The organism is Bacillus sp. TH25 (genome assembly GCF_016650935.1).
GTDB classification, from domain to species: Bacteria; Bacillota; Bacilli; order Bacillales; family Bacillaceae_G; genus Bacillus_A; species Bacillus_A mycoides.
In genome coordinates this window covers 644,679-669,126 of the sequence record NZ_JAEKEU010000009.1, presented here as the reverse complement: position 1 = coordinate 669,126, position 24,448 = coordinate 644,679, and the positions used below count along the sequence as shown (strand labels likewise).

30 protein-coding genes are annotated in these 24,448 nt (G+C 36.2%); 15 read left to right on the top strand and 15 right to left on the bottom strand.

The genetic code is table 11. The annotated features are described in order from the left end of the window. Positions 1 to 62: 62 nt before the first annotated feature. The 6 genes from prpE to JFT89_RS07975 form a co-directional block, all read right to left on the bottom strand. The gene (gene prpE, locus JFT89_RS08000; RefSeq protein WP_016093071.1) at positions 63 to 803 is read right to left on the bottom strand and encodes a bis(5'-nucleosyl)-tetraphosphatase PrpE; all 741 of its coding nucleotides are present in this window, start codon (positions 801 to 803) and stop codon (positions 63 to 65) included. 79 nt (positions 804 to 882) lie between these two features. Beyond that, positions 883 to 2,043 carry an FtsW/RodA/SpoVE family cell cycle protein gene (locus JFT89_RS07995; RefSeq protein ID WP_002030401.1) on the bottom strand — a complete coding sequence of 387 codons (1,161 nt, stop codon included), beginning with the start codon at positions 2,041 to 2,043 and terminating at the stop codon, positions 883 to 885. A 130-nt stretch (positions 2,044 to 2,173) separates the two neighbouring features. Further along, positions 2,174 to 3,100 carry a glycosyltransferase family 2 protein gene (locus tag JFT89_RS07990; RefSeq protein WP_002064268.1) on the bottom strand — a complete coding sequence of 309 codons (927 nt, stop codon included), beginning with the start codon at positions 3,098 to 3,100 and terminating at the stop codon, positions 2,174 to 2,176. Positions 3,101 to 3,106: 6 nt separating this feature from the next. Continuing rightward, the gene (locus JFT89_RS07985; protein WP_201039739.1) at positions 3,107 to 3,865 is read right to left on the bottom strand and encodes a class I SAM-dependent methyltransferase; all 759 of its coding nucleotides are present in this window, start codon (positions 3,863 to 3,865) and stop codon (positions 3,107 to 3,109) included. Positions 3,866 to 4,089: 224 nt separating this feature from the next. Further along, a complete protein-coding gene (locus tag JFT89_RS07980) occupies positions 4,090 to 4,935 on the bottom strand; it encodes a TylF/MycF family methyltransferase (RefSeq protein ID WP_002064272.1) in 846 nt (281 codons plus the stop codon). 122 nt (positions 4,936 to 5,057) lie between these two features. After that, positions 5,058 to 5,954 (bottom strand): BclA C-terminal domain-containing protein, encoded by an 897-nt coding sequence (locus tag JFT89_RS07975; RefSeq protein WP_201039738.1) that lies wholly within the window; start codon positions 5,952 to 5,954, stop codon positions 5,058 to 5,060. Between the two features lie 165 nt (positions 5,955 to 6,119). Between JFT89_RS07975 and JFT89_RS07970 the strand changes: the two genes are divergently transcribed. The 10 genes from JFT89_RS07970 (at position 6,120) to JFT89_RS07925 (ending at position 14,141) form a co-directional block, all read left to right on the top strand. Further along, positions 6,120 to 7,217: a tetratricopeptide repeat-containing glycosyltransferase family 2 protein gene (locus JFT89_RS07970; protein WP_002064275.1), complete on the top strand. Its 1,098-nt coding sequence runs from the start codon at positions 6,120 to 6,122 to the stop codon at positions 7,215 to 7,217. Positions 7,218 to 7,372: 155 nt separating this feature from the next. After that, positions 7,373 to 8,062, top strand: coding sequence for a class I SAM-dependent methyltransferase (locus JFT89_RS07965; RefSeq protein WP_016094545.1), 690 nt, complete (start codon positions 7,373 to 7,375; stop codon positions 8,060 to 8,062). Further along, positions 8,059 to 8,745, top strand: coding sequence for a glycosyltransferase family protein (locus tag JFT89_RS07960; protein WP_002134988.1), 687 nt, complete (start codon positions 8,059 to 8,061; stop codon positions 8,743 to 8,745). The genes JFT89_RS07965 and JFT89_RS07960 overlap by 4 nt, the downstream gene beginning before the upstream one ends. An 11-nt stretch (positions 8,746 to 8,756) precedes the next feature. Next, positions 8,757 to 9,437, top strand: coding sequence for a glycosyltransferase family protein (locus JFT89_RS07955; protein WP_016094544.1), 681 nt, complete (start codon positions 8,757 to 8,759; stop codon positions 9,435 to 9,437). Between the two features lie 14 nt (positions 9,438 to 9,451). Beyond that, positions 9,452 to 10,189 carry a sugar phosphate nucleotidyltransferase gene (locus tag JFT89_RS07950; protein WP_002064280.1) on the top strand — a complete coding sequence of 246 codons (738 nt, stop codon included), beginning with the start codon at positions 9,452 to 9,454 and terminating at the stop codon, positions 10,187 to 10,189. 8 nt (positions 10,190 to 10,197) lie between these two features. Continuing rightward, on the top strand, positions 10,198 to 10,743 hold the full coding sequence (rfbC, locus tag JFT89_RS07945; protein WP_002134993.1) for a dTDP-4-dehydrorhamnose 3,5-epimerase: 546 nt from the start codon (positions 10,198 to 10,200) through the stop codon (positions 10,741 to 10,743). Between the two features lie 15 nt (positions 10,744 to 10,758). Next, positions 10,759 to 11,730, top strand: coding sequence for a dTDP-glucose 4,6-dehydratase (rfbB, locus tag JFT89_RS07940; RefSeq protein WP_016094543.1), 972 nt, complete (start codon positions 10,759 to 10,761; stop codon positions 11,728 to 11,730). Between the two features lie 11 nt (positions 11,731 to 11,741). Continuing rightward, positions 11,742 to 12,596: a dTDP-4-dehydrorhamnose reductase gene (rfbD, locus tag JFT89_RS07935; protein ID WP_002064283.1), complete on the top strand. Its 855-nt coding sequence runs from the start codon at positions 11,742 to 11,744 to the stop codon at positions 12,594 to 12,596. Between the two features lie 108 nt (positions 12,597 to 12,704). Continuing rightward, positions 12,705 to 13,475 carry an enoyl-ACP reductase FabI gene (gene fabI / locus JFT89_RS07930; protein WP_002011384.1) on the top strand — a complete coding sequence of 257 codons (771 nt, stop codon included), beginning with the start codon at positions 12,705 to 12,707 and terminating at the stop codon, positions 13,473 to 13,475. A gap of 147 nt (positions 13,476 to 13,622) precedes the next feature. After that, complete coding sequence (locus tag JFT89_RS07925; RefSeq protein WP_002064284.1) at positions 13,623 to 14,141, top strand: CotO family spore coat protein; 519 nt, start codon at positions 13,623 to 13,625, stop codon at positions 14,139 to 14,141. Positions 14,142 to 14,189: 48 nt separating this feature from the next. On the opposite strand, the gene exsY is transcribed toward JFT89_RS07925, so the two are convergent. Beyond that, entirely contained in the window at positions 14,190 to 14,654 is a 465-nt protein-coding gene (gene exsY / locus JFT89_RS07920; protein ID WP_016094541.1) for an exosporium assembly protein ExsY, read from the bottom strand. A 124-nt stretch (positions 14,655 to 14,778) separates the two neighbouring features. Here exsY and JFT89_RS07915 point away from each other — a divergent pair, with 124 nt between their 5' ends. Beyond that, positions 14,779 to 15,138, top strand: coding sequence for a DUF1360 domain-containing protein (locus JFT89_RS07915; protein WP_000899658.1), 360 nt, complete (start codon positions 14,779 to 14,781; stop codon positions 15,136 to 15,138). A gap of 162 nt (positions 15,139 to 15,300) precedes the next feature. Beyond that, positions 15,301 to 15,486, top strand: a complete 186-nt coding sequence (locus JFT89_RS07910) for a hypothetical protein (protein ID WP_002064286.1) — start codon at positions 15,301 to 15,303, stop codon at positions 15,484 to 15,486. Between the two features lie 76 nt (positions 15,487 to 15,562). On the opposite strand, the gene exsF is transcribed toward JFT89_RS07910, so the two are convergent. From exsF to JFT89_RS07880, 6 genes are all read right to left on the bottom strand, one after another. After that, positions 15,563 to 16,066, bottom strand: a complete 504-nt coding sequence (gene exsF, locus JFT89_RS07905) for an exosporium protein ExsF (RefSeq protein ID WP_002011391.1) — start codon at positions 16,064 to 16,066, stop codon at positions 15,563 to 15,565. 168 nt (positions 16,067 to 16,234) lie between these two features. After that, positions 16,235 to 16,705, bottom strand: a complete 471-nt coding sequence (cotY, locus tag JFT89_RS07900; protein ID WP_002064287.1) for a spore coat protein CotY — start codon at positions 16,703 to 16,705, stop codon at positions 16,235 to 16,237. A 144-nt stretch (positions 16,706 to 16,849) separates the two neighbouring features. Further along, entirely contained in the window at positions 16,850 to 18,916 is a 2,067-nt protein-coding gene (locus tag JFT89_RS07895; RefSeq protein ID WP_016094540.1) for an ATP-dependent helicase, read from the bottom strand. 223 nt (positions 18,917 to 19,139) lie between these two features. Next, positions 19,140 to 19,562 carry a GNAT family N-acetyltransferase gene (locus JFT89_RS07890; protein ID WP_002064289.1) on the bottom strand — a complete coding sequence of 141 codons (423 nt, stop codon included), beginning with the start codon at positions 19,560 to 19,562 and terminating at the stop codon, positions 19,140 to 19,142. 1 nt (position 19,563) lies between these two features. Continuing rightward, on the bottom strand, positions 19,564 to 20,082 hold the full coding sequence (locus tag JFT89_RS07885; protein ID WP_002011397.1) for a YjcG family protein: 519 nt from the start codon (positions 20,080 to 20,082) through the stop codon (positions 19,564 to 19,566). A gap of 90 nt (positions 20,083 to 20,172) precedes the next feature. Continuing rightward, positions 20,173 to 20,904, bottom strand: a complete 732-nt coding sequence (locus JFT89_RS07880) for an alpha/beta hydrolase (RefSeq protein WP_002030493.1) — start codon at positions 20,902 to 20,904, stop codon at positions 20,173 to 20,175. Positions 20,905 to 21,107: 203 nt separating this feature from the next. Between JFT89_RS07880 and JFT89_RS07875 the strand changes: the two genes are divergently transcribed. Then, a complete protein-coding gene (locus tag JFT89_RS07875) occupies positions 21,108 to 22,019 on the top strand; it encodes a DMT family transporter (RefSeq protein ID WP_201039737.1) in 912 nt (303 codons plus the stop codon). 181 nt (positions 22,020 to 22,200) lie between these two features. After that, positions 22,201 to 22,776 carry a Crp/Fnr family transcriptional regulator gene (locus tag JFT89_RS07870; RefSeq protein WP_016101544.1) on the top strand — a complete coding sequence of 192 codons (576 nt, stop codon included), beginning with the start codon at positions 22,201 to 22,203 and terminating at the stop codon, positions 22,774 to 22,776. On the opposite strand, the gene JFT89_RS07865 is transcribed toward JFT89_RS07870, so the two are convergent. Further along, positions 22,766 to 23,437, bottom strand: a complete 672-nt coding sequence (locus JFT89_RS07865) for a DUF4386 domain-containing protein (protein ID WP_016094539.1) — start codon at positions 23,435 to 23,437, stop codon at positions 22,766 to 22,768. The genes JFT89_RS07870 and JFT89_RS07865 overlap by 11 nt on opposite strands. 87 nt (positions 23,438 to 23,524) lie before the next feature. On the opposite strand from JFT89_RS07865, the gene JFT89_RS07860 reads away from it, so the two are divergent. Next, positions 23,525 to 23,920, top strand: coding sequence for a PH domain-containing protein (locus tag JFT89_RS07860; protein ID WP_002064292.1), 396 nt, complete (start codon positions 23,525 to 23,527; stop codon positions 23,918 to 23,920). A gap of 30 nt (positions 23,921 to 23,950) precedes the next feature. Here the strand turns inward: JFT89_RS07860 and JFT89_RS07855 are convergent, their stop codons facing one another. Beyond that, positions 23,951 to 24,349, bottom strand: a complete 399-nt coding sequence (locus tag JFT89_RS07855; RefSeq protein ID WP_002064293.1) for an Ig-like domain-containing protein — start codon at positions 24,347 to 24,349, stop codon at positions 23,951 to 23,953. Positions 24,350 to 24,448: the final 99 nt, after the last annotated feature.

The following is a 24,448-nucleotide window of genomic DNA, read 5'->3' as shown; positions in this document are numbered from 1 at the left end:
GATTGGTGCGGGCTAATAATCAGTGGGGGATGAACAAAACCCCCACTGATTAAAGTTTCACTTTATGAAATTGGGCGGAACTTTTCAGGGACAAAAGGTAGGGAAGAAGGGACAGAAACGGTCTCCAACTCAGGGTAACGTAGTCCAGTTAGTTTACCACCAAATACAGCACCAGTATCAATATTGACTGTATGATTCACAAAGCGAGGTTCATTGACAGGTGTATGTCCATAAACAATCCATGTTTCACCCTTATACTCTTTCGCCCAATCTCGGCGGACAGGTGAGCCGTCAGGGTGTTTTTCGCCTGTAATATCACCATATAATACAAAGGTTTGTACTTTTTTATCTTGTCTTCCTATGTAATCTTGCCGAATACCAGCGTGACAGACGGTTAATTTTTTTTCATCCAGTATGTGATATAGCGGTGATTGTTCGTAAAGAGTAATGAATTTTTCTTTTATTATTTGTTGCTTATTAGAAGGCAATGCTTCATATTCTGCAACAGTTGTTTCGAGCCCATGAGCGATTGTAACATTACGTCCAAGGAAGAAACGATACAGTTTATTACAGTGATTCCCTGGAGCATAATAAGCATCTTTTCTATTTATTACGAGCTCCCATACAATTTCAATCATCCGTAATGAATGAGGACCTCGGTCTGTAATATCACCAACGAATGCAAGCCTTCGTTTTGCGTTATGAATTGGGATACCACTATCCCAGCTATACCCTAGTTTCGTTGTTAAATCTTGAAACTCTTGGAAGCATCCGTGAATATCACCTATAATGTCATATTTCATATTTAAACCTCCAGCTTATTTTTTCATTAGTATATCTAAAATGGACATAGAAAAAAACCATACCGTTTTTCGATATGGTTCATTTAAACATAAAGATTTTAGTTCTTGAGCGTACGTTTAAAATAAATCCAATAGCAACCATATATGTGAGCAGTGAACTCCCGCCGTAGCTCATAAGCGGTAACGTTATTCCTGTAATAGGGAGTAAACCAATTGTCATCCCAATATTTTGGAATACTTGGAACGTAAACATTCCAATTGTACCAGCGCAAATATAACTACCGAAAGGTTCATTGCTTTCTAAAGCGATATGGATCATTCGGTAAATGAGTAAGAAAAAAAATGAAATAATAACACTTGCTCCTAAAAAACCGAATTGTTCAGCGATATTTGTAAAAATAAAATCTGTATGTGGCTCTGGAAAATATACTTGTCTATTTTCCCATCCTTTTCCTTGCATCTCTCCTGATCCAGTAGCTAAAAATGCTTGTCTTAATTGGTATCCTTGTGCGTCATATTCATAAGGTGCAAGCCAACCATAGAAGCGATTTAATTGATATTCTTTTAGAATGTGCTCTTTAAAGAACTCTGTATGCGTGAAATAAATATATGTTAAGGTAGAGCCTATGGCGAAAATACCGGAGGTTAATCCGAGGATAAAGCGCCAACGTATACCAGAAACTAAAACCATTGTTGCAAGCATCGCTGAAATGACCATTGTGTTTCCTAAATCAGGTTCTTTTGCGATTAGAAGTAGTGGAGGTAAACTAGCTGCAAATATTTTTAAAAGTAAAATGAAATCTTCACGAGTTGTCCGAAAAAGGTATTTTTCATTATGATTCGCTATAATTCGTCCAACGACGATAATCAAAAATAATTTCATAATTTCAGAAGGCTGAAAGTTTCCGATGCCTGGAAGTCTGTACCACGCGGTAGCCCCTTTAATTGTAACGGCGCCAGGAACTTGAAGTTCTAGGCCAATTAGAAGTATGAGTGCAAAGCTATATAAATACCAAGCAATTTGTTTATAGCGATCGAAATCAATAACCATAATAACACCAATGGCGATAAATCCAATGGCATACCATTGGATTTGTTTTAATACAAAATTTACGTTTTGTAAAAATGGTGGTAAAGAAGCTTGTGCACTTGCGATAGCAAAGCAGCTAACAATCCCAATGGCAAATAAAATGAATATTAATATGTAGTCTATTTGATATTGAGTGTTCGGATCTTTCACTGTATGAATTCCTTTCTACTGCTCTCTATATTAGTGGGTTTTAGTTGGTGCATCACATAGTTTAAAAAGAATGTATGAACTATACGCATTATTCACGTAAAGCTCACACATTTTATTTTCGCAGAATAGACTAATGATGTAGCTCTTTTATAATTATGTCCAAACAATGGGAAAGACGTACATGTGCATCTGGAATGAGGTTTGGTAGCTGACTATAATATTCTAAGGAATTTTTACACCATTTATAAGCGCTAATTAGACCTAGTCTATAATCTGTATTATCTTGTAAAAATCCGTATTCTTTTGAAGTTATAACGAGTTGCGTAAAATCCTCAGATCCTTCAAGGAGCTTGCTGTGTATTTGTTGCCCAGTATGGTAGCGAAATTGGCTTAAAGGTTCGGATATGTATACTGCGTCTCCTTTAGAAAGTAAGGAAATCCATGATGCCATATCGACACTACAAGAATAGTGCCTTCCTTTTAGCGTGCCGAAAGGTTCAGTGAGTAACTGTTTTCTAAACAGAATAGTTGTAGGCTCACCGATAATGTTATGTCCACCTTTTAACATCCAGTCGCCTAAAAATATTCCGTTTAATTGAATGTCTTCGCTATATAATCTTTGTGTTGGATGAGCATCTCCAATTAAATTCCCGTGATCATCAATACGTACTCGATAAGAAGTTATAAGAGCGAGATTTTTATTTGTGTCTTGCTCAAAATAAGCCATCATTTTTTGTATTTTATGATTATAAAACACATCATCGTCCATTAAAAAATTTATATACTCCCCATTAGATTTCTCTAAGAGCATAAGATCGTTATGAAATTGTCCTAAAGTAGTGGTATTTCGAATGTATGTTATGTTTTTATAATTAGGTAAATACTGTTCATTTATTAAGATTTCTGTTTCATCATTTGTACTATCGTCTCCTATAATAATTTCAATGTTTGGATAAGTTTGTGCTAATGCACTTTCTAGAGCAATTTTGAAATAATGTGGTCGATTATAAGTGGGAATAAGGATGGAAACGAGAGGTGACTTTTTTTTATTATTCATACGAAACTACCTTTCAGAAGCTTTTTTTGTAAGAACGATATCTTGATAACTTGTATACTCATTTCTGCCGCACCATAAACCATAATGCGGTTTATTAATTACCTCTAAGCCATGTTTATTTAATAAGGTGCGGATATCTTCTTCAGGATAGGCAACTGCGAAATTAGGAATATCTTTATTCACAACATAACAATTTTCAATTTGATGATAAAAACCTAATGTACTTAGCCCAGAATTTAAGTAATAGGATGATTCAGGGTTAATGAGAAAGAAGGTAATAAAACATCTCCCATCTTTTTTTAGAACACGTACAATCTCAGATACGTAATGTTCTAATTCTTTCGGAAGGAGATGGGTAAATACAGAAGTTAAAAAAATAAAATCGAATGAATCGTCTTCATATGGAAATTTGTATTGAGAAGCATCTTCTTTTCCTTCTGGGTTGTAGAATTGATTATATATATCAACGTGTTCAAAATGGAAAATGCTACGGGTAGCTGAAATATTATTTTTGCACCATGTAATGCCATCTTTAAATAAGTCAAATCCATAATAAGCTCCATCATCGCTTAAGTAATTCATTAATGGGACCGCCATTCGGCCGACACCACAACCTACATCTAACACTGTTTCATTGGATTTTAAACTACCAATTTGAATAAAATACTTTATGAATTCTTTTCCAACCTTTTGAAAGTCGCCCCCTACATATTGGACGAGTTCGGGAGGTGGGATTAATGCGATTTTTTTTTCAAGCTCGCTCATAATTTCACTCCTTCCTTGTAGTAAACAGGGAACCAACATTTTTAATATGCAGCTACCATTTTATAGTGGGAGGGGAAAAGATATTAGAACTGTTGCGATATGTAAAAAGCTCCCTAGAACAACTGGAAATAGTAATGGGAGCCTTTGTTTTTATTTATCATGCTATTGGCGAAGGCCAATAATTAGTGTGAGATGGAGAAACCTTAACTGAATAAAGTTTCGCCCTATTCTTTTCGCCAATAAACCCCGAATACATCAATTTTAGTAATAGGAGCTTTTAAGTTTCTTTGATTTCTAAAGTCTGTCACAGCCTCAGCGCATGGTGGTAGTCCGTAATCATCGATAATTATATAGCCGCCCTTAGAAACTTTATCGTATAAGTTTACGAGACCATCCATCGTTGATTCATACATATCACCGTCAAGGCGAGCAATCGCAATTTTTTCTATCGGTGCTGAGGGTAAAGTATCTTTAAACCAACCTTTTAAAAACTTTACCTGGTCATTTAATAAATCGTATTTTCTAAAGTTTTCTTGTACTTGTTCTAAAGAAACACGTAAATAATCAAAGCTGTGTAAGTAATCGCCGAAATCTCTCGGGTATTGTTCTATATTTGGTGTTGGGAGGCCCTCAAATGAATCGGCAACCCATACATTGCGATCAGTAATGTTGTTTGCTTGTAAAAAACCATTCATAAAAATGCACGATCCCCCGCGCCACACACCTGTTTCAATAAAATCACCTTCTATATTTTCACGGACAACTGTTTCTAATGCTTCATGTAATTGATTCATGCGTTCCCGGCCGATCATACTGTGTGCTGCTCTTGGCCAATCCATTCCGTCTTGACGTTCGCTTTTTAAAACGTTAGGTTTAATAATTTTTAAATTATGATTTTCTGCATATTGTTTAATAAATAAAGGGAGTGGAACTGTAACGGGTTCGTATGGAAGTTCCTTAGATATATGTAACGAAGCAGGTAAATATGGCTCATACTCTAGCCATATTTCAAACAGAATTGTTTTCTTTAACAACTCGAGATAAAGCTGGACAGCAGATTTATTTTCCATATAGATGCCTCCTGCGAAATGTCATACAACAATATGATTATGTAGGTAGTGAAGGTTTCATGATTGAATTCATAATTGAAAAAGCAGTAAAACTGATATCAGTTTTACTGCTAAGTAAAAAATTAAGCAATTTTTTCAATAATAATTGATGCACTCGTACCAAGAGCTAACGATAATCCAAGCCCTGTAACAACCGCTTCAACCATTGATGGAGTTATTGTAATTTGTGTAATTGCTTGGATAACGATAGGTGCTCCAAGTGAGATTAAACTTGTTCCAGAGCCAGGAATATTAACACCATTCACTTGAATTGAAAGGCCACCTAATACACTTACTAATGCAGTATATGCGATAACAGTAATCTTATAGAATCCAGTTTCACTTATGATAAAAGTATCAGCATCTAATTGAGAAATTGCTGTACCAAACTGAGATCCAACAGTGTTAAATGGTACTGGGTCATTAAATCCAAGAGATATGCTAATTGCAGCAGAGTTAAATGCATACAATCCTGCTGGAAGTCCTAATCCAGATGGCCCAGTCGGTCCAGTCGGTCCAGTCGGTCCAGTCGGTCCAGTGGCACCAGTGGCACCAGTGGCACCAGTAGGCCCAGTCGGTCCAGTTGCGCCAGTGTCTCCAGTAGGCCCAGTCGGTCCAGTTGCGCCAGTGTCTCCAGTAGGCCCAGTCGGTCCAGTCGGTCCAGTCGCGCCAGTTGTACCAGTGTCTCCAGTAGGCCCAGTAGGCCCAGTAGGCCCAGTAGGCCCAGTAGGCCCAGTCGGTCCAGTCGGTCCAGTCGGTCCAGTAGGCCCAGTCGGTCCAGTAGGCCCAGTCGGTCCAGTAGGCCCAGTCGGTACGGTAGGTCCAGTAGGTCCAGTCGGCCCAGTAGGCCCAGTAGGCCCGGTTGGAAGTGTAAACGGTGGTATTGGTGGTAAAGTTGGACCTACAAGATTAGGATCAAATGCACTAGCTGATAAGAATTCATCAGGATTTAAGCCATCTGAATAATTATTATTTGACATAAATTCACCTCCATAAAGCTTTCATTATATAGTAGATGCAAAATCGCAAGAAAATGACACAGACATTTGAATTATTAAAAAGAAATCTTAAATAGCTTGAACAAGTTAAAAAAATGGAAAGTTTATTGTATGTATAACATATGATTGAGTTGGAAGAGGGTGATTATGTTGAACAAGCAAGGAATTACAATTAGTCTATGTATGATTGTTCGCGATGAGGAAAATACAATAGATCGATGTTTGGACGCGGTAGAAAAAATTGTTGATGAAATTATTGTAGTTGATACAGGATCCACTGATCGAACGAAGGAAATTGTAGCAAAATACACTTCTAACATACACGATTTTCCGTGGGTTGATGATTTTGCGGCAGCTAGAAATTTTGCGTTTTCAAAAGCAACGCAAGAATATATATTATGGTTAGATGCTGATGATGTGTTATTAGAGGAAGCTCAAGAATCACTGAAAACATTAAAACGAGAGTTAGATGGTAAAGTTGACGCTGTTTCTATGCCTTATTATCTTGTAATGGATTCTAATGGGAAACCTTTATATTGCACAAGAAGATACCGACTTGTAAAGCGTGAAAAACAATTTCAATGGTTTGGAAAGGTGCATGAGTATTTAGCTGTTTCTGGTGAGATTTACAATAGTAATGTCGCCATTACACATAAGAAAGAAAAAGAAATAACGAATCGTAATTTGAAAATTTTTCAAAATGCTGTAGCAGCTGGAGAAGAATTAAGCCCGAGAGATTTATTTTATTACGGTAATGAATCTATGGATAATCAAAAATACGACGATGCGGTTCTTCTGTATGAAACATTTCTTAATCAAGAGGAAGGATGGCATGAAGAGAAAATTTATGCATGTGGTAAGTTAGGAGATTGTTATGCGAAGTTAGGAGACTGGGAGAAGGCAGTTGAAACTTGTACGAAGTCGTTTCGTTATGGTATTCCTAGAGGAGAGAATTGTACAAGAATAGGATATATATATATGGAACAACAAAAGTATAATGAAGCGATATTTTGGTTTAAGCTAGCAACTGAAGTGCCGCTAGCAGAGGATAGTCCTTTTCACAGTCCGGCTAGTTATACGTGGATTCCATATTTACAAATGTGTATTTGTTATAGCAGATTAGGAGATCAAGATAAAGCTTATTATTATAATGAATTGGCAGCTTCTTATGTTCCGAATAATGCTGCGATTGAATATAACCGTAAATATTTTAGAGGCGTCTATGATAAACAATATAAAATGTAATTTGTTCTATTTTTAGGAAATGACTTGTCGCTATTCTAATGATAGTAGAATGGCTATATATTAGAGTATTGGTAATGCAACCAATAGAGATGGCATCCTTTGTAGAATATCTTTTGTTTATATTTCAAATTCAATTTGCATAAGGAGTGTGTGAAATGAATCGGGAGAAAAGTTCTTTATACGAAGAAAAATCTGAACATTATTATAATGCGATAAACCCTAATTTATTCAAGCATATAAAAAAGGAATGGCAAGAAGTTCTTGATATTGGTTGCTCGAGCGGTGCATTAGGAGCGGCTATAAAAGAAAATGGAGCACGTGTATCAGGAATTGAGGCATTCCCAGAGGCTGCCGAAAAAGCGAAAGAAAAACTAGATCATGTTATTTTAGGTGATATAGAAACAATGGATCTTCCTTATGAGAAGGAACAATTTGATTGTGTCATATTCGGGGATGTATTAGAGCATTTATTTGATCCGTGGGCTGTCATAAAGAAAGTAAAGCCATATATAAAAGAAAATGGTGTGATTTTAGCTAGCATACCAAACGTTGCGCACATTTCAGTATTAGCTCCCTTACTCGCTGGAAATTGGACGTATACAGAATATGGCTTATTAGATAAAACGCATATTCGTTTCTTTACTTTTAATGAAATGCTAAGAATGTTTTTAAAAGCAGGATATTCTATTAGTAAAGTAGATCGTGTATATGTTGATCATAAAATATATGAGCCACTTATTGAAGAGTTATATGGAATTTGTAAAAAGTATCGTCTTGGAAGTGGCTTCATGGCTGAGACAGTTGTATTTCAATATATTATTGAAGCAGAAAAATCACAAATATGAATAATCCTGATAAAACGATTTTGATGGTGACATGTGTAAATGATTCGAAATTGTATGCACAATGCGTGAGACATATATTGAAATTGGCAGTACCTCCAGGATATAGTGTACAATTCATGCCGATTCGCGGTGCAAAAAGTATGACGAGCGGATACAATCAAGCACTTTCGAATCCAGCGAAATATAAAGTGTATTTACACCAAGATGTTTTTATTGTAAATGGGGCTTTTTTATTTGGATTAATTCAATTATTTACGGAACACGAGCATCTTGGGATGATTGGGATGGTTGGAGCCCAGTATGTTCCCCCGCACGGTGTATGGAACGAAGGAAGAGGGATAGTTGGGAAAGTAATTGGTTACATGAACGAGTTATTTTATATGGCTAGTTTAGAGCAACCATTTCATGAATCAAAAACGTTTATTCCTGTGGAATGTATTGACGGTTTATTGATGGCGACACAATATGATATTCCGTGGCGAGAGGACTTATTTGATGGGTTTGATTTTTATGATGTATCCCAATCTTTTGAATTTAAAAAAGCTGGGTATACAGTCGGTGTCCCTGTGCAGCGTGATGCTTGGTGTATTCATTATCATTTCGATGTAAATATGACGAACTATGAAAAGTATAGAAAAGTATTTGTAGAGAACTATATGTCAGATGTGAATAAGGAAGAATAGAGGGCTACAAAATGAAAGATCATACAATATTAGTCGTTGTTTGTGTAAATAATGAAGAGCTTTTCGAGCAATGCGAAAGGCAAATAAGAAACATTTTTGTTCCCCCTGGCTATGTAGTGCAAATTTTTCCGATACGAGATGCGAAAAGTATGGCAAGTGCGTACAATCGAGCACTTTCATATCCGGCAAAATATAAAGTATATATACATCAAGATACTTACCTTATTAATCGTGATATGTTTTGTACCCTCATTTCTCTTTTTAAAGAAAATGAAAAGCTTGGTTTAATTGGAGTAGCTGGTGCTCAGTTTTTACCGAGTAACGGGATATGGTGGGAAGGGAAAAATTTAGTAGGGAAAGTGATTGAGTACAGAAGACAGAATTATCAATTATTAAATTTGGATCAGGGGTTTTATGGAAATCAATCTTTTATGTCAGTGCAAGCAATCGATGGTTTACTCATGGCAACGCAGTATGATATTCCGTGGCGAGAGGATTTGTTTCAAGGATTCCATTTCTATGATGTGTCACAGTCTTTAGAATTTCAAAAGGCTGGATATTTAATTGGTATCCCTAATCAAGCAAATCCATGGTGTATTCATTACAACGGAGATGAGTTTGATGCGGATACATATGAGAAATACCGGGAAATTTTTGTGGAACATTATAAAGATGTGCTATCTCCATCATAAGGGAGAGATGAAGGATGAAAGGGATTATTTTAGCAGGCGGGACAGGGTCGAGATTATATCCAATAACGAAAGTAACGAATAAACATTTACTTCCCGTTGGGCGGTATCCGATGATTTATCATGCGGTATATAAGCTGAAGCGATGTGAAATTACAGATATTATGATTATTACCGGTAAAGAGCATATGGGAGATGTTGTGAGCTTTCTAGGAAGTGGTCAAGAGTTTGGTGTATCCTTTACGTATCGTGTGCAAGATAAGGCGGGCGGGATTGCGCAGGCGCTAGGACTTTGTGAAGATTTCGTAGGAAATGATCGGATGGTAGTTATATTAGGAGATAATATCTTTTCAGATGATATTCGCCCGTATGTTGAAGAGTTTGCAAGTCAAAAAGAAGGGGCTAAAGTGCTGCTTCAATCTGTAGAAGATCCCGAGCGATTTGGTGTAGCGCATATTCAAGGCCGAAAAATAATTGGAATTGAAGAAAAGCCGAATGAGCCGAAAAGTTCTTATGCTGTTACGGGAATTTATTTGTATGATTCGAAAGTCTTTTCTTATATAAAAGAATTAAAACCTTCCGCAAGAGGGGAACTTGAAATTACAGATATAAATAATTGGTATTTAAAACGAGGAGTACTTACTTATAATGAAATGAGCGGCTGGTGGACTGATGCGGGAACGCATGCTTCTCTTCAAAGAGCGAATACGTTAGCGCGGGATATAAACTTTGGGAAACAGTTTAATGGAGAATAGGTGAAAATATGAAAGTTGTAGAAACAAATTTTACCGATGCGAAATTGTTAGAACCGAGATTGTTTGAAGACGAGCGAGGTTTTTTTACTGAAAGTTATAATAAGAAGATGCTAGAATCGTTAGGGATTACGCATTCATTTGTGCAAGATAACGTATCTTATTCAGCGCATTCGGGGACGATTCGAGGGCTACACTTTCAAAAAAATCCGAAAGCACAAACGAAACTCATTCAAGTTATGCAAGGTGCAATATATGATGTTATCGTTGATTTGCGAAAAGATTCACCTACATTTAAAAAGTGGAGAGGTTATATTTTAAGCGCAGATAATCATAGGCAATTATTAGTGCCGAAAGGATTTGCTCATGGTTTTTGTACAATTGTACCTCATACAATTGTTATGTATAAAGTAGATGAGTATTATAGTGCTGATCACGATTCCGGTTTGCTTTGGGAAGATAAAGAATTATCAATTCCATGGCCGGTAACAAATCCTATCTTGTCCGATAAGGATCGAATATTACCATTACTTCAGGAATATGAAGATAGTTTTTAAGTAGGAGAGTTGTTTATGAATATATTAGTTACAGGTGGAGCTGGATTTATTGGAAGTAATTTCATTCACTATATGTTAAAAAACTATGAAACATATAAAATCATTAATTACGATGCATTAACATATAGCGGGAATTTAAATAATGTAAAGTCTATTCAAGAAAATCCTAACTACTCATTTGTAAAAGGGAAAATCCAAAATGGAGAGCTGCTGGAACATGTTGTTAAGGAACGTGACGTGCAAGTAATTGTAAATTTCGCAGCTGAATCACATGTGGATCGTAGTATTGAAAACCCAATTCCTTTTTATGATACGAATGTAATAGGTACAGTCACGCTGTTGGAGTTAGTGAAAAAATATTCATATATTAAACTCGTGCAAGTATCAACAGATGAAGTATACGGTTCTTTAGGGAAAACCGGGAAATTTATAGAGGAAACCCCGCTAGCTCCTAATAGTCCATATTCTTCAAGTAAAGCGAGTAGCGACATGATAGCCTTATCTTATTATGAAACGTATCAATTACCAGTTATTATAACGCGTTGTTCTAATAACTACGGACCGTACCAATATCCTGAGAAATTAATTCCGTTAATGGTTACGAATGCGCTTGAAGAAAAGAAACTACCATTATATGGTGATGGATTGAATGTAAGGGATTGGTTGCATGTAACGGATCATTGTAGTGCAATTGACACCGTTTTACATAAGGGACGTGTAGGAGAGGTATATAATATCGGCGGAAATAACGAAAAAACAAATGTAGATGTTGTGGAACAAATTATAAAACTTTTAGGAAAAACGAAAAAAGATATTGAATTTGTAACAGACCGTTTAGGTCACGACCGTCGTTATGCGATTGATGCGCAAAAAATGAAGAATGAGTTTGAATGGGAACCGAGGTATACGTTCGAACAAGGATTAAAAGAAACGGTGGAATGGTATAAAAACAATGTGGACTGGTGGAAACCACTAAAAGAAAAGTAAGGGGCATGTAGATGAAAGAACGGATTATCATAACGGGAGCGAACGGTCAGCTAGGGAAGCAACTACAAGAAGAGTTGAATTCTGAGGAATATGACATATATCCATTTGATAAAAAGCTATTAGATGTAACAAATATATCTCGAATTAAGCAAGTGGTACAAGAAATAAAGCCACATACAATTGTTCATTGTGCAGCGTATACGAAGGTAGATGGTGCTGAGAAAGAACAGGATCTTGCTTACTTAATAAATGCGATTGGAGCTCGAAATGTAGCGGTTGCTTCACAATTAATAGGGGCTAAGTTAGTGTATGTCAGTACTGATTATGTATTTCCAGGTGACAAACCGGATGGCTATCATGAATTTCATAATCCAGCACCGATAAATATATATGGAGCTTCTAAATTTGCAGGAGAGCAGTTCGTAAAAGAGTTACATAATAAATATTTTATAGTTCGTACATCCTGGTTGTATGGTAAGTATGGAAATAATTTTGTGAAAACGATGCTACGATTAGGAAAAGAGAGAGAAAACATATCTGTTGTAGCTGATCAAGTTGGTTCTCCTACGTACGTGGCGGATTTAATTACTGTGATTAATAAGCTCATTCATACATCCTTATACGGTACGTATCACGTATCAAATCGCGGTTCATGTTCTTGGTTTGAATTTGCTCAAAAAATATTTTCGCATACAAAAATAAGAGTGAATGTATTACCTGTGTCGACTGAGGAATTTGGATCGGCGGCAGCGAGACCGAAATATTCGATCTTTCAGCATAAAATGCTACAATTAAATGGTTTTTTACAAATGCCTACTTGGGAAGAAGGATTAGAAAGGTTTTTTATAGAAACAAAAAGTCATTAACAAATTTATGTTAGTGACTTTTTTGTTTGCCTTTAAGAGGTTTTATGGTACTATAATCATAGTATCAGGTACTAATAACAAGTATAAGTATTTCTGGGAGGATATATCATGGAACTATTACAAGGGAAAACATTTGTTGTTATGGGCGTTGCGAACCAAAGAAGTATTGCATGGGGAATTGCTCGCTCTTTGCATAATGCAGGTGCAAAATTAATATTCACATATGCAGGAGAGCGTTTAGAAAGAAACGTTCGTGAACTAGCGGAAACATTAGAAGGACAAGAATCACTTGTATTACCTTGTGATGTAACGAATGATGAGGAACTTACAGCTTGCTTTGAAACTATTAAGCAAGAAGTTGGTACAATTCACGGTGTTGCACACTGTATTGCTTTTGCAAATCGTGATGATTTAAAAGGCGAATTTGTAGATACTTCTCGCGATGGATTTTTACTTGCACAAAATATTAGTGCATTCTCTTTAACAGCTGTAGCAAGAGAAGCGAAGAAAGTGATGACAGAAGGCGGAAATATTTTAACTTTAACATACCTTGGCGGCGAGCGCGTTGTGAAAAACTATAACGTTATGGGTGTTGCGAAAGCTTCATTAGAAGCTAGCGTGAAATATTTAGCGAACGATTTAGGACAACATGGCATTCGCGTTAACGCTATTTCTGCAGGACCAATTCGTACGTTATCTGCGAAAGGTGTAGGCGACTTTAACTCAATCTTAAAAGAAATTGAGGAGCGCGCACCACTTCGTCGTGCGACGACTCCAGAAGAAGTTGGAGATACAGCAGTATTCTTATTCAGTGATTTAGCACGCGGAGTAACAGGTGAAAACATTCATGTTGATTCAGGATATCATATTTTAGGATAAATATAATAGGAATTAAAGTTTAAAAAGGACAGTCTCTAAACGTTGAGACTGTCCTTTTTAATTGTTCTCAGAAAGAACGATTTTTAACGAAAGTTCTAGCCACGTTATGAATATAACTATAATAGTACACGATTTATCCAGCTACGTATGGAAGTGGGAGGGACGAGTGTGAAGAATAAAAATAAAAGTTCAACAGTTGGAAAACCGTTGTTATATATTGCACAAGTAAATTTAGAACTCGCTGCACCGAAAATAAAAAGAATTATTTTAACGAATTTTGAAGATGAGGATCAAAAAGAGCAAAGTAATAGAAATGAAAGTATTGTAAGTAGTGCTGTGGAAGAAGTGGTAGAACAAGAGAAACAAGAACCACGAGAGGAGCCTCAAGTGGAGGTGGAAGAAAAAGTAGAGGAAGAGCAAGTGAGAACGGTCCCTTACAATAAATCCTTTAAGGATATGAATAATGAAGAAAAAATTCATTTTTTATTAAATCGTCCTCATTACATTCCGAAAATAAGATGTAGAATAAGAACGACGACCGTCTCATATATAGGATCGATTATATCTTACCGTAATGGCATTGTATCCATTATGCCACCAAATAGTATGAGAGATGTTCGGTTATCTATAGAAGACATCAAATCGATTGATATGGCCGGCTTTTAAATATGTAAAGGTGGTAGAAAGCTTCTACCACCCCAATAGTTTTTTAGTTTACTTAACTATAGAAACGTCGCGTAAGCATTGAATCGCACAGAAGCAGCTTAAATCAACAGTAATGCAAGTAGATGTCGAGATTAATCTTGTATTTGGTACAGCTAAAAACGTACAAATTGGATCGTCAGCAGGTGGTACAGGAGAACCGTCACCTAATACTACAGTTAACACACGTAAGACAGCACAGCTATCATCATCTACGCTTTCCACACGGAAAATTGGAGATCGGCAGCTAGTAAGGCTTGAAGATGGTGCAAATGCTTCAAAAGGTTCACCAGTTTTTGTGTATAAAATAAAAGGGCGTGTATTCGCTACTGCTGCAGTATTGTGTGCTCCTAAAAATGGAATTTCACAACCAGAACCACATGTTGAACTAGAGCAATCTTGTAGTTCATTGATGAATTTTACGACGTCAACTACGCAGTGAGAAGAGCTATGGTGTTTATTTTCGTTACAACTCATTAATGTCACTCCTTATCTTCTTGTTTGTATTTACATTAATAAGATATTGGAGTGGGGGAGATTTGGTCACAATCTTAAGACCTTTTTTTTTAAATAGGCTAAAGAGGATAGGGAAGGTGGAATTATGTTATTTACAAGCTGGCTTTTATTTTTTATTTTTGCGCTAGCTGCTTTTAGGTTAACTCGTCTTATTGTTTATGATAAAATTACAGCTTTTTTGCGAAGACCGTTTATTGATGAGTTAGAGATTACAGAGCCTGATGGAAGTGTATCGACTTTTACAAAGGTGAAAGGGAAAGGATTAAGAAAGTGGATTGGAGAATTATTAAGCTGCTATTGGTGTACAGGTGTGTGGGTTAGTGCTTTTTTATTAGTTTTATATAAATGGATTCCTATTGTTGCAGAGCCTGTACTAGCATTATTAGCCATTGCAGGTGCAGCAGCGATCATTGAAACAATTACAGGATATTTTATGGGAGAATAATAAAGTGAAAATTTAATCAGTGGGGCATTGCCCGCTAATTATCAGCCCTCACCAATCGGGATAAATCTTCATGATGTTAGAAAAAGCGGAGTTTAAGAGGATGCGGGAACGGAAATAAGGAGTTGTTCATATAGTAAATAGACAGAATTGACAGTAGAGGAGATGTTTGCTGTGAGCAATAATCCAAGGCAAAATTCATATGATCTACAGCAGTGGTATAACATACAGCAACAGCAACAAGCACACCAACAGGCATATCAAGAACAGTTACAGCAACAAGGGTTTGTGAAAAAAAAGGGATGCAACTGTGGGAAAAAGAAAAATAAAATAAAACAATATGAAGAATGAAACACTCATGTTACGGTGAGTGTTTTTTATTGTAAAAATAAAAAGCAGTATTTCAATTAAGAAATACCGCTTTTTACTAGCTAATTTGTGCAACTGTTAATGCTGCAGCACGGATGTCTACAGTTCCAAGCAGTTCAACTGGTACAATTTGAATTAAGTCACCAGGGTTTAAGTTAATAAGAATAACACCACTGGATACGTCTACTTCACCAGTACCAATAACGTTAGAGCGAACCGCTGTACCTGATCCAGGAATAATGTTAGCTGGTGTACCTAATGATAAGAAGAAACGACCAGCTTCTGGTGCAGTAGGAACGTTATCAAGACTAATCGTTAATGTATAACTGATTTGATAAATACCAGCTACTTGAATTCGAATACCGTCTCCGACACTTACTGTATTATTTATTACAGGAACAGTAATATTTGGGTTTGGACTTACGCTAGGTAATAGTAGTGGTGTGAATAGTGAAGCGAACTGAGGTGCAGAAGCGTTGAAAGCAAAGCCGAAGGCAGGTAGTGTACTAGCTGGTTTCGCCTCACAATCAATGTTATTAAATTCGCAATCAGAAGAGAACATGTTTTTCACTCCTTTATCTGTTTCTACTTTCAGTTAATGAAAAGGACAGGTTCTATGTTCTAGACAAGTTCCCAATTTTATAAAAAATACATAATAATACCTTTTAAGCATGGATTGGGTGGCAGAATCATCTGCCACCCAATCCATGCTTAAAATTAGTATTCAGTTTTATATAGAAACATCGCGTAAGCATTGAATAGCGCAGAAGCAGCTTAAATCAACAGTAAGACAAGTGGAGGTTGATACCAGTCTTGCATTTGGTACAGCTAAAAACGTACAAATTGGATCGTCAGCAGGTGGTACAGGAGAACCATCACCTAATACTACAGTTAATACACGCAATACAGCACAATCATCATCATCTATACTCTCTACACGGAAAATTGGAGATCGACAGCTAGTAAGGCTTGAAGATGGTGCAAATGCTTCAAAAGGTTCTCCAGACTTTGTGTATAAAATAAAAGGACGTGTATTCGCTACTGATGCAGTGTTATGTGCTCCTAAAAATGGAACTTCGCAACCAGATCCACATGTTGTGGTTGCACATTCTTGTAGTTCATGTATAAAACGAACGACATTAGATACACAGTTGAAATCACAATCATGGTGTTGATGATCTTCATTACAATTGCAGCTCATTATGTTCACTCCTTATCGTGAGTTCTGACATACACTATTACAATATGAACGGGATATGGTTGATATTACGTTAATTCTCAGGATAGAAACAGGGAATTTATATAGAGGGGATGTACATATCGTGATATGGAAAAAAGACACCCATTATTTAATGGATGTCTTTTCAGGTAAATCTTTTTGCGTAGTATATAGAAAACGAGATATATCTAGTTTCTTTCCTCTGAAAAATTGCGGGGAGGAAATGTAAAGTTCTTCTTTTGCGCGTGTAATGGCGACATAGAGTAATCGTCGTTCTTCTTCTAATGCTTCAGAAGTCTCCGTCACACGGTCATTTGCATCTTTTAAAGAAGAAGTATGCGGCAATATACCATCGCTTGCTCCGAGTAAAAAGACGCATGGAAACTCAAGGCCTTTCGCGTTATGAATTGACATAAGCGATACAGCATCTTTTTGCGGCATTGTTTTTAATGCTTCCATTTCTTTTTGACCTTGAATGGCCTCGTTAATAAATTGTAAGTAAGCTGGAATATCCGTAAAGCGAGTTGCTGATTCCATTAATTCTTCTAACATTTCTTCTTGTATGTCCTTATGCATCGTAAAGGAAGAACGATCATTACTTTGTAAGTACTCTAAATACTTTCCTTTACCATGAATAATTTCTTTCAATGCTTTTTTCGGTTCAAGTTCTTTTATAAACTTAATAAAATCGATTCGCTCATTTACTTTTTTAACTTGAAAAGGTTTCAAGCTTGGGTTTAGTAATAGAAAATGAAGAAGAGAAGGGAAACGGCCCTCACCATATTTCCATTGCTCACGTTCAATAAATGAAATGCACTCATCACGGCCAATATACATTGTTGGTAATATATTTGAAAGTGATTCCAGGCGGAACGGTTCAAGCACGAGTCGTAAGTGATCTAATACGGGCCTAATTAAAGAATGTTCGTAGAACGATTGGCTTGCTCCATGTTTAATAAATGGAATCTTATGAATTGTAAGCTGATCAAGTAAAGAACGGCTTACAGAATGTGTACGATATAATAAACAAAAATCTTTATAATTTCGTTCACCACTATCTACTTTTTCCTGAATGAGTTGCAAAATTTGATTTGCTTCATCAAGAGTTGTCGCAGGTCGTGCATAAAACGGCTGTATGCCATCGTTACGAACAGAATATAGCTCTTTATCAAAACGTTCTTGATTGAGCTTAATAACTTCATTTCCAAGTCCTACGATAAATGGATTAGATCGATAATTCGTATTAAGTGCGATAATCGTAGTATTATCAAATTCCTTTGGAAAAGATAAAATAATTTGGTGACTTGCCCCTCGCCAGCCGTAAATCGCTTGATCGTCATCACCTGCGATAAATAAATTATTTCTCGGCGTGGCTAACAATTTTACAATTTCATATTGTGCATACGACGTATCTTGAAACTCATCTACTTCAATGTAATGAAAACGCTCTTGTAATTGAGTAAGCAGGGGAGCGTTATTTTCTAACATATAATACATTTCTAATAAGATGTCGTCAAAATCGATATAATTGTGTCGTTGTTTTACCTCTTCGAAACGTTCGTATACTTCTTTGAACTCTTGTTCAACCGGTGTTTTCGCTTTTACATCTTTCGGACGATTCAATTTGTTTTTCTCAAGTGAAATCATAGCGAGTATCGTTTCGGCATCATAATCGTCTTTTAAGCGCAATTCTTTCAAAATTTTCTTTATCATAATTTGTTTATGTTTTTCATTTGCTAAAATTTGCTGATTATATCCTTGACTACGAAGCAATTTTAAAAAGACAGAGTGGAATGTACCAGCAACGACATAGCTACTTGCGGCATGATTCATACCAGGTAAATTCGCTACACGGCTTCGAATTTCTTCAGCTGCTTTTTGTGTAAACGTCAGCAGCAAAATATTTCGCGGATGGACATGTTTTACATTAACTAAATAACCAACGCGAGTTGTTAAAACAGATGTTTTACCACTTCCAGCACCAGCTAGTGTAAGGACAGGTCCTTCTGTCGTTTGCACTGCTTCTAACTGTTTTTCATTTAAATAAACACCTTGCTGTTCTAAAGCGCGGAAATACGCCGCATCTGCATCTTCTTCCATAATTAAATGGGTAGATGTTTTCGGAATATGATACGTCGCTTGCGGAATACCAGCGTGTGTTAACGATTTTTGTGAAAATTTTTCTTGTGTCATATATTCACCTTCAAAACTATAGCATCAACATTTAACTTTAGCGGAAGAAAAAGAAAATAGCAATGTAAAAAACAGGAGGGGCTACCTCCTGCTACAAAATTACCCCGCTATTTGCGGGCAGTAAAACTCTCACCTCAAAATTCAGGTGCCCGTAAACGCCCGATTGGTGAAGGCTAATAATCAGTGGGGGATGAACAAACCCCCCACTGATTAAAGTTTCACTTTATAACTCTTTTATCATTACGACGTGCGGGATATTTGCTTCCATAAACACATCAGAAGCCGTCACGTATCCTAGCTTTTTATAGAAAAATTCAGCATGTGTTTGGGCATGGAGTTTCAATTTCGGTAGAGACTCTTCCTTCGCATACGCTTCAAGTGCATCCATAATGATTTTACCAATGCCTTTTTTACGATGTGAAGCTAGTACGCAAATGCGCTCCATTTTTCCTATTCCATCAACGATGCGGAAGCGACCAGCACCAACTGGAACATCATTATCATATATAACAACGTGTGTTGAAATCTCTTCAAACTCATCATACTCTTCTTCTGCAGAAACACGTTGCTCATTCACAAATACTTGCTTACGTACAGAGAATGCATCTCTTAGTTGTTCGTCCGTTTGTACGATTTGTGCGTGCAAATTAGTTGTTCTCCTTTCCGAGGTGGAATGTTTCATGTACAGTCCACGTTCCATTTTCTAATTGGTATAGAAGGTGGAAACGATCGATTGGTTGCTCATAATAGAAATCTTTCATACGTAATCGACCTAATACATCAGCGTGCTCTGCGTCTGATAAGTCTTGACCGATTGTTAAATGAGGTACGAAAGAGTACTCGCGCTCTTGTGTAAAGAAACCATTATGCATTTCTTCATTTAAGAAAGTAAGTTCAGGTGTTTTTTCTACTTTAAAATAAAGAACATTATTAACAGGTGCGAATGAACCGACTTTCCCAACATGAAGGGTGAAAGGGTTCGTTTTATTTGCGATTGTATGTAACTCATTCACAATCGATTCTAATTGTTCATCTTGCGTCTCAAAGGGTGTTTTCAATGTAATATGTGGCGGAACTAATGCGTAATGCGGATCATAACGTTTACGTAATCCGTTCGCTTTATCTTGAATCATTTTTGATGGGAAAATTACAATTCCTAATTTCATGTTCCAATTCCTCCCTTTGCAAGTCTAGTTAGATTTTGAGAATAAATCTCTTTATCTATTATATCAAATTATTCTGAATACCGCTCTCTATTATTTCATTGATAGAATATGAGAAAATGCTTTTGGTAAATCTGCTTGCCAATATTTCCATGTGTGATTCCCTTCAAACTCTTCATAATGCGTGATGAAATTTCTATCTGTAAGTAGTTTATTTAACTCGCGATTTGGTTCTACGAAATCAGATACTTGTCCGTCTGTACGCTTGACAGCTGTTTCTTCGGTCCCAATTACGTGATAAAGATCTAGCGCCCCCGGATTTTTGAAATCTTTTGCTAAGTTCATGACTGTTTCATCAACAAATGGTGATTGCATAACGACCTTACCAAATGTATGCGGATACATAAGTGCGGTCATGAAGGAAACTGTACCGCCGAGAGAATCTCCAATTAAAACGCGTCCTTTACCCATTTGATACGTTGGATAATTTGCATCAATATATGGAGCAAGCTCATGAGCAAGGAAACGAATGTAAGCAGCATTCTTTACATCATTTGGGAAATATTTTTCCTTACGATCGTGTACATTTTTATATGGAATACCGACAATAATTGTGCGGTCGATTTCTTCAGTTTCACGAAGACGCTCAATTACACGGTGCGCTTTACCAAGCTGAAAATAATCTCTACCATCTTGTGCAATAACAACCGTATGCTTATGGAGAGGTGTGTAATTTACTGGTAAATAAACAAGAAGTGTAAGCTCCTCTTGAAGTGATGTACTAAAAAATGAAATTTCTTCAATTCTCCCTATTGTTTGATTCATGTATATCCCCCTAAATAAAAATTTACTGTAATGATTGTAAGAGCAACGCTTGTAGTGAAAAGGAAAGAAATAATCACTAATAGGTGCCTTAATTTCTATTTTACCATAATGGTACGAAGAATCTAAAAAATTAGTATTTAAGTTGTGAAAGAAAACGGATATAATGAAGTGGGATTTTTTACAGGTGAGAGGGGAGACAGGATTTGAAACAAGAAAAATCAATCGCACTACCACTAGCAATTTCCATTATAGCAATTTCATTCGCAGCTGTTTTTGCAAAGATGTCCTCAGCACCATCTTCCGTTTTAAGTATGTATCGATTATGGATTATCGTACTTATTATGCTGCCGATCGTTTGGAAAAAACGGGAAGAGTTTAGTAGGATTCAAATAAAAGATTGGGGATTTTTAATTGGATCTGGTTTCTTTTTAGCTCTTCATTTTCTTCTATGGTTTGAATCCTTAAAGCATACGACAGTTGCTAGTTCGACGATTATTTTAGCACTTCAACCGATCGTATCTTTAGTGGGAGGTTTTTTCTTATTTAAAGAAAGAACAACCTATTCAGCAATTGCGACGATGGGAATTGCGATACTAGGCGTAATGTGTATTGGCTGGGGAGATTTAGGGCTAAGTGAGCAAGCAATTTATGGGGATATATTATCCTTTTTAAGTGTAATAGCAGTTGTCGGTTATTTATTTATCGGACAAACGACAGTAAAGAAAGTATCTCATTGGATTTATAGTTTCACTGTATTTGCCTTCGCTGGTATATTTATAGCGATTTATAACGTTATACTTCAAGTGCCATTTACAGGCTATACGAAGTGGGATTGGAGTATTTTTCTTTTACTTGCGATTGTACCGACAGTGTCACACGTCATTAATAATTGGTTATTAAATTACGTAAATGCAACAACGATTTCAATGAGCATTTTAGGAGAACCAGTTGGGGCATCTATACTAGCGTTCTTCTTACTTGGAGAAAAATTAAATGCAATGCAAATTATCGGTAGCATGCTCGTATTGTTTGGTGTATCTGTTTTCTTACTACAGCAACAAAAGCGAACAGCAAAAAATGTGGTGAACGAACCGGCTTATACACAGGAATTATAACGAGTTTATTCTAATATACGAAAAGAGAAGTTATTGGTAACTTCTCTTTTTTTTGTTCCATGCAGAAAATAAAACAGATTAATAGGGGGAATTCCCGCCATGTAGCATGAAAAAAGATAATATATAGTGGAGTTACATCATACGTTTCTCATACAAATATAGAGGGGGAAGGAGAGACCAAATGAAAGAGATTTTAATGAAATACATGACAAATCTTACAACATTAAGTGAAGAGCAGCAGCGCATGATCGTAGAAGAATTACAAATTGAAGAGTATAAAAAAGGAACAGTGCTCCTAGGGCAAGGAGATGTTCCGTCTAAATGTTATTTTGTATTAAAAGGATGCGTGAGGCAACATTGTATAGATGAATCTGGAAAAGAAGTTACATCAAATTTTTATACAGAAGAACAAGCAATCGCAAATTTCAATCATCATAAACAAGATAAATTATCCCCACATACGTTAACGTGCCTAGAAGATTGTCTAGTTGTAGTTGGCGATCTGTATAGTGAAAAGGACATGTATAAGAAATATTCACAGTTAGAAGAAATGACGCGCCAAATGATTGAATACAATTTTGGTGAAGTACAAGAAGAACTTACATTATTTATTACATCGACACCAGAAGAGCGCTACAAATCATTATTACAAAAACGACCGCATTTAATCGATCGTGTTCCTCAATATCAATTGGCAAGTTATCTAGGTATTACGCCAGAATCATTAAGCAGAATTAAGAAACGACTCAAACAGTAGAGTTTTTTCCACCTCTAAGCAATAGCCATATACTAAATCCTAGTTCACCTGTAATCATCGGTAGTTGAAAGACAACGTTAAGAATGGAAATAATCGCATCATATTGTGAAAACATCGTATTCATTACGTTAATAATGATATAGCCGATTGCAGCAATGAACAGTAATATACTAATAGTTTTCGGTATGTTTTTAGATTGAAAGGTTACGTATCCTAAGGTGAGAAGATGTAAGCCGAAAATGATTAATCCTACAGACCAAATGTATTCAAAAGCTTCTAGAAATAACATTGTATATGCTTCTGAATTAGCAACTGTGCTTTTTGAAAGAAGTAATACAAATGTTAAATTGAATATAGCAATACCAAGTATAGCTGTATACATAAGACGAAAACAGGCAGCTAGTAATGAGAGGCTAGTATGGATAGGTTTTAGAAAGAAATAAAGAGCCCACGAGGCGATAATATCCGTAATGAAAATGATAATCCATCCGAAAATTTCTGCTTTGAAAAGTGAACTTGAAGTTTGAATATTATGAAGTGTCGTGCTCGCATCTCCTTGTACAACGAGATTTCCGTGAACAAAACCGTAAGAAAAAAATGCAGTGAATGCCATGATAAGAAGAGAAGTGCCTAAAAATAAGGCGAAATTTCGCTCAGTCATAATACGTCCTCCTATTCTAATGTTGTTTTCATTGTAATAGGGAAGAGGAGGAGATTCATTGACTTAAATCAAGGGAGAGGAAGTTTAGTGGAATTTCCATCAAAAAAAGATGTATGGTTATATCCGATTTTTTTCGTTGTCATTGGAGCGTGTTTTGCTCCCATATTTGCAGGGAGAGAATATTTTCTCTTATTTTTTACAATTCCGTTGGCTATACTGTTTAGTTGGAGTTGGTTTTCAACAAAATATATCGTTAAGGAAGAAATAATTATAATTACATCAGGTCCCGTTAAAAAACGTATATTTATACGAGATATAAAACAAATTTCGAGCACGAAAAATCCGTTAGCCGCCTATGCACTATCATTCGATCGATTAGAAATTGTTTACGGATCATATGAAACAGAACTTATTTCTCCAAGAAATAAAGAAGAATTTATTTTGTTGTTAAAAAGAAAAAATCCTGGGATTGAAATAAAGTAAGAGAGTGGATTCATATCTACTCTCTTTATGTCACTTTGGATTTGTCATATAAGGTTGCACGTGAACGACACATAAGTCGCGGAATTTTCCTTCAGCAGTTGTGACAATTACGACTGCTCTCCCTGCACTTTTTCCAGTAATCGTTACTGTCTCACCTTTCGGATAGATGGTGATGACGTCGGAGTTCATATTTGTCCAAATAAGCTCTTGATTCTTTGCCTGCATTGGCAAAACGGAAGCTGATAAATCGGCACTTTGTCCGGTTTTTATTTTAAGCTTATTTTTCTGTATATGAATACCAATTACAGATATAACAGAAGGAGCAATTGAAATTTTGGATGGATTAGGTTGTATGTTTAAACGAGAAGTAGAAGTGTTTGTGATAGGTGAAAATTTTCTTATATGTTGTTGCTGTAAAGATGCTAGCATTGTGGAGTCCCCTTTCTGTATAGGTGTCGATACTAATAATATAAAGGAAGAATGTTATAGTAAATTTAACGAAACATAAAGAAATTGTTAAATTTGAGA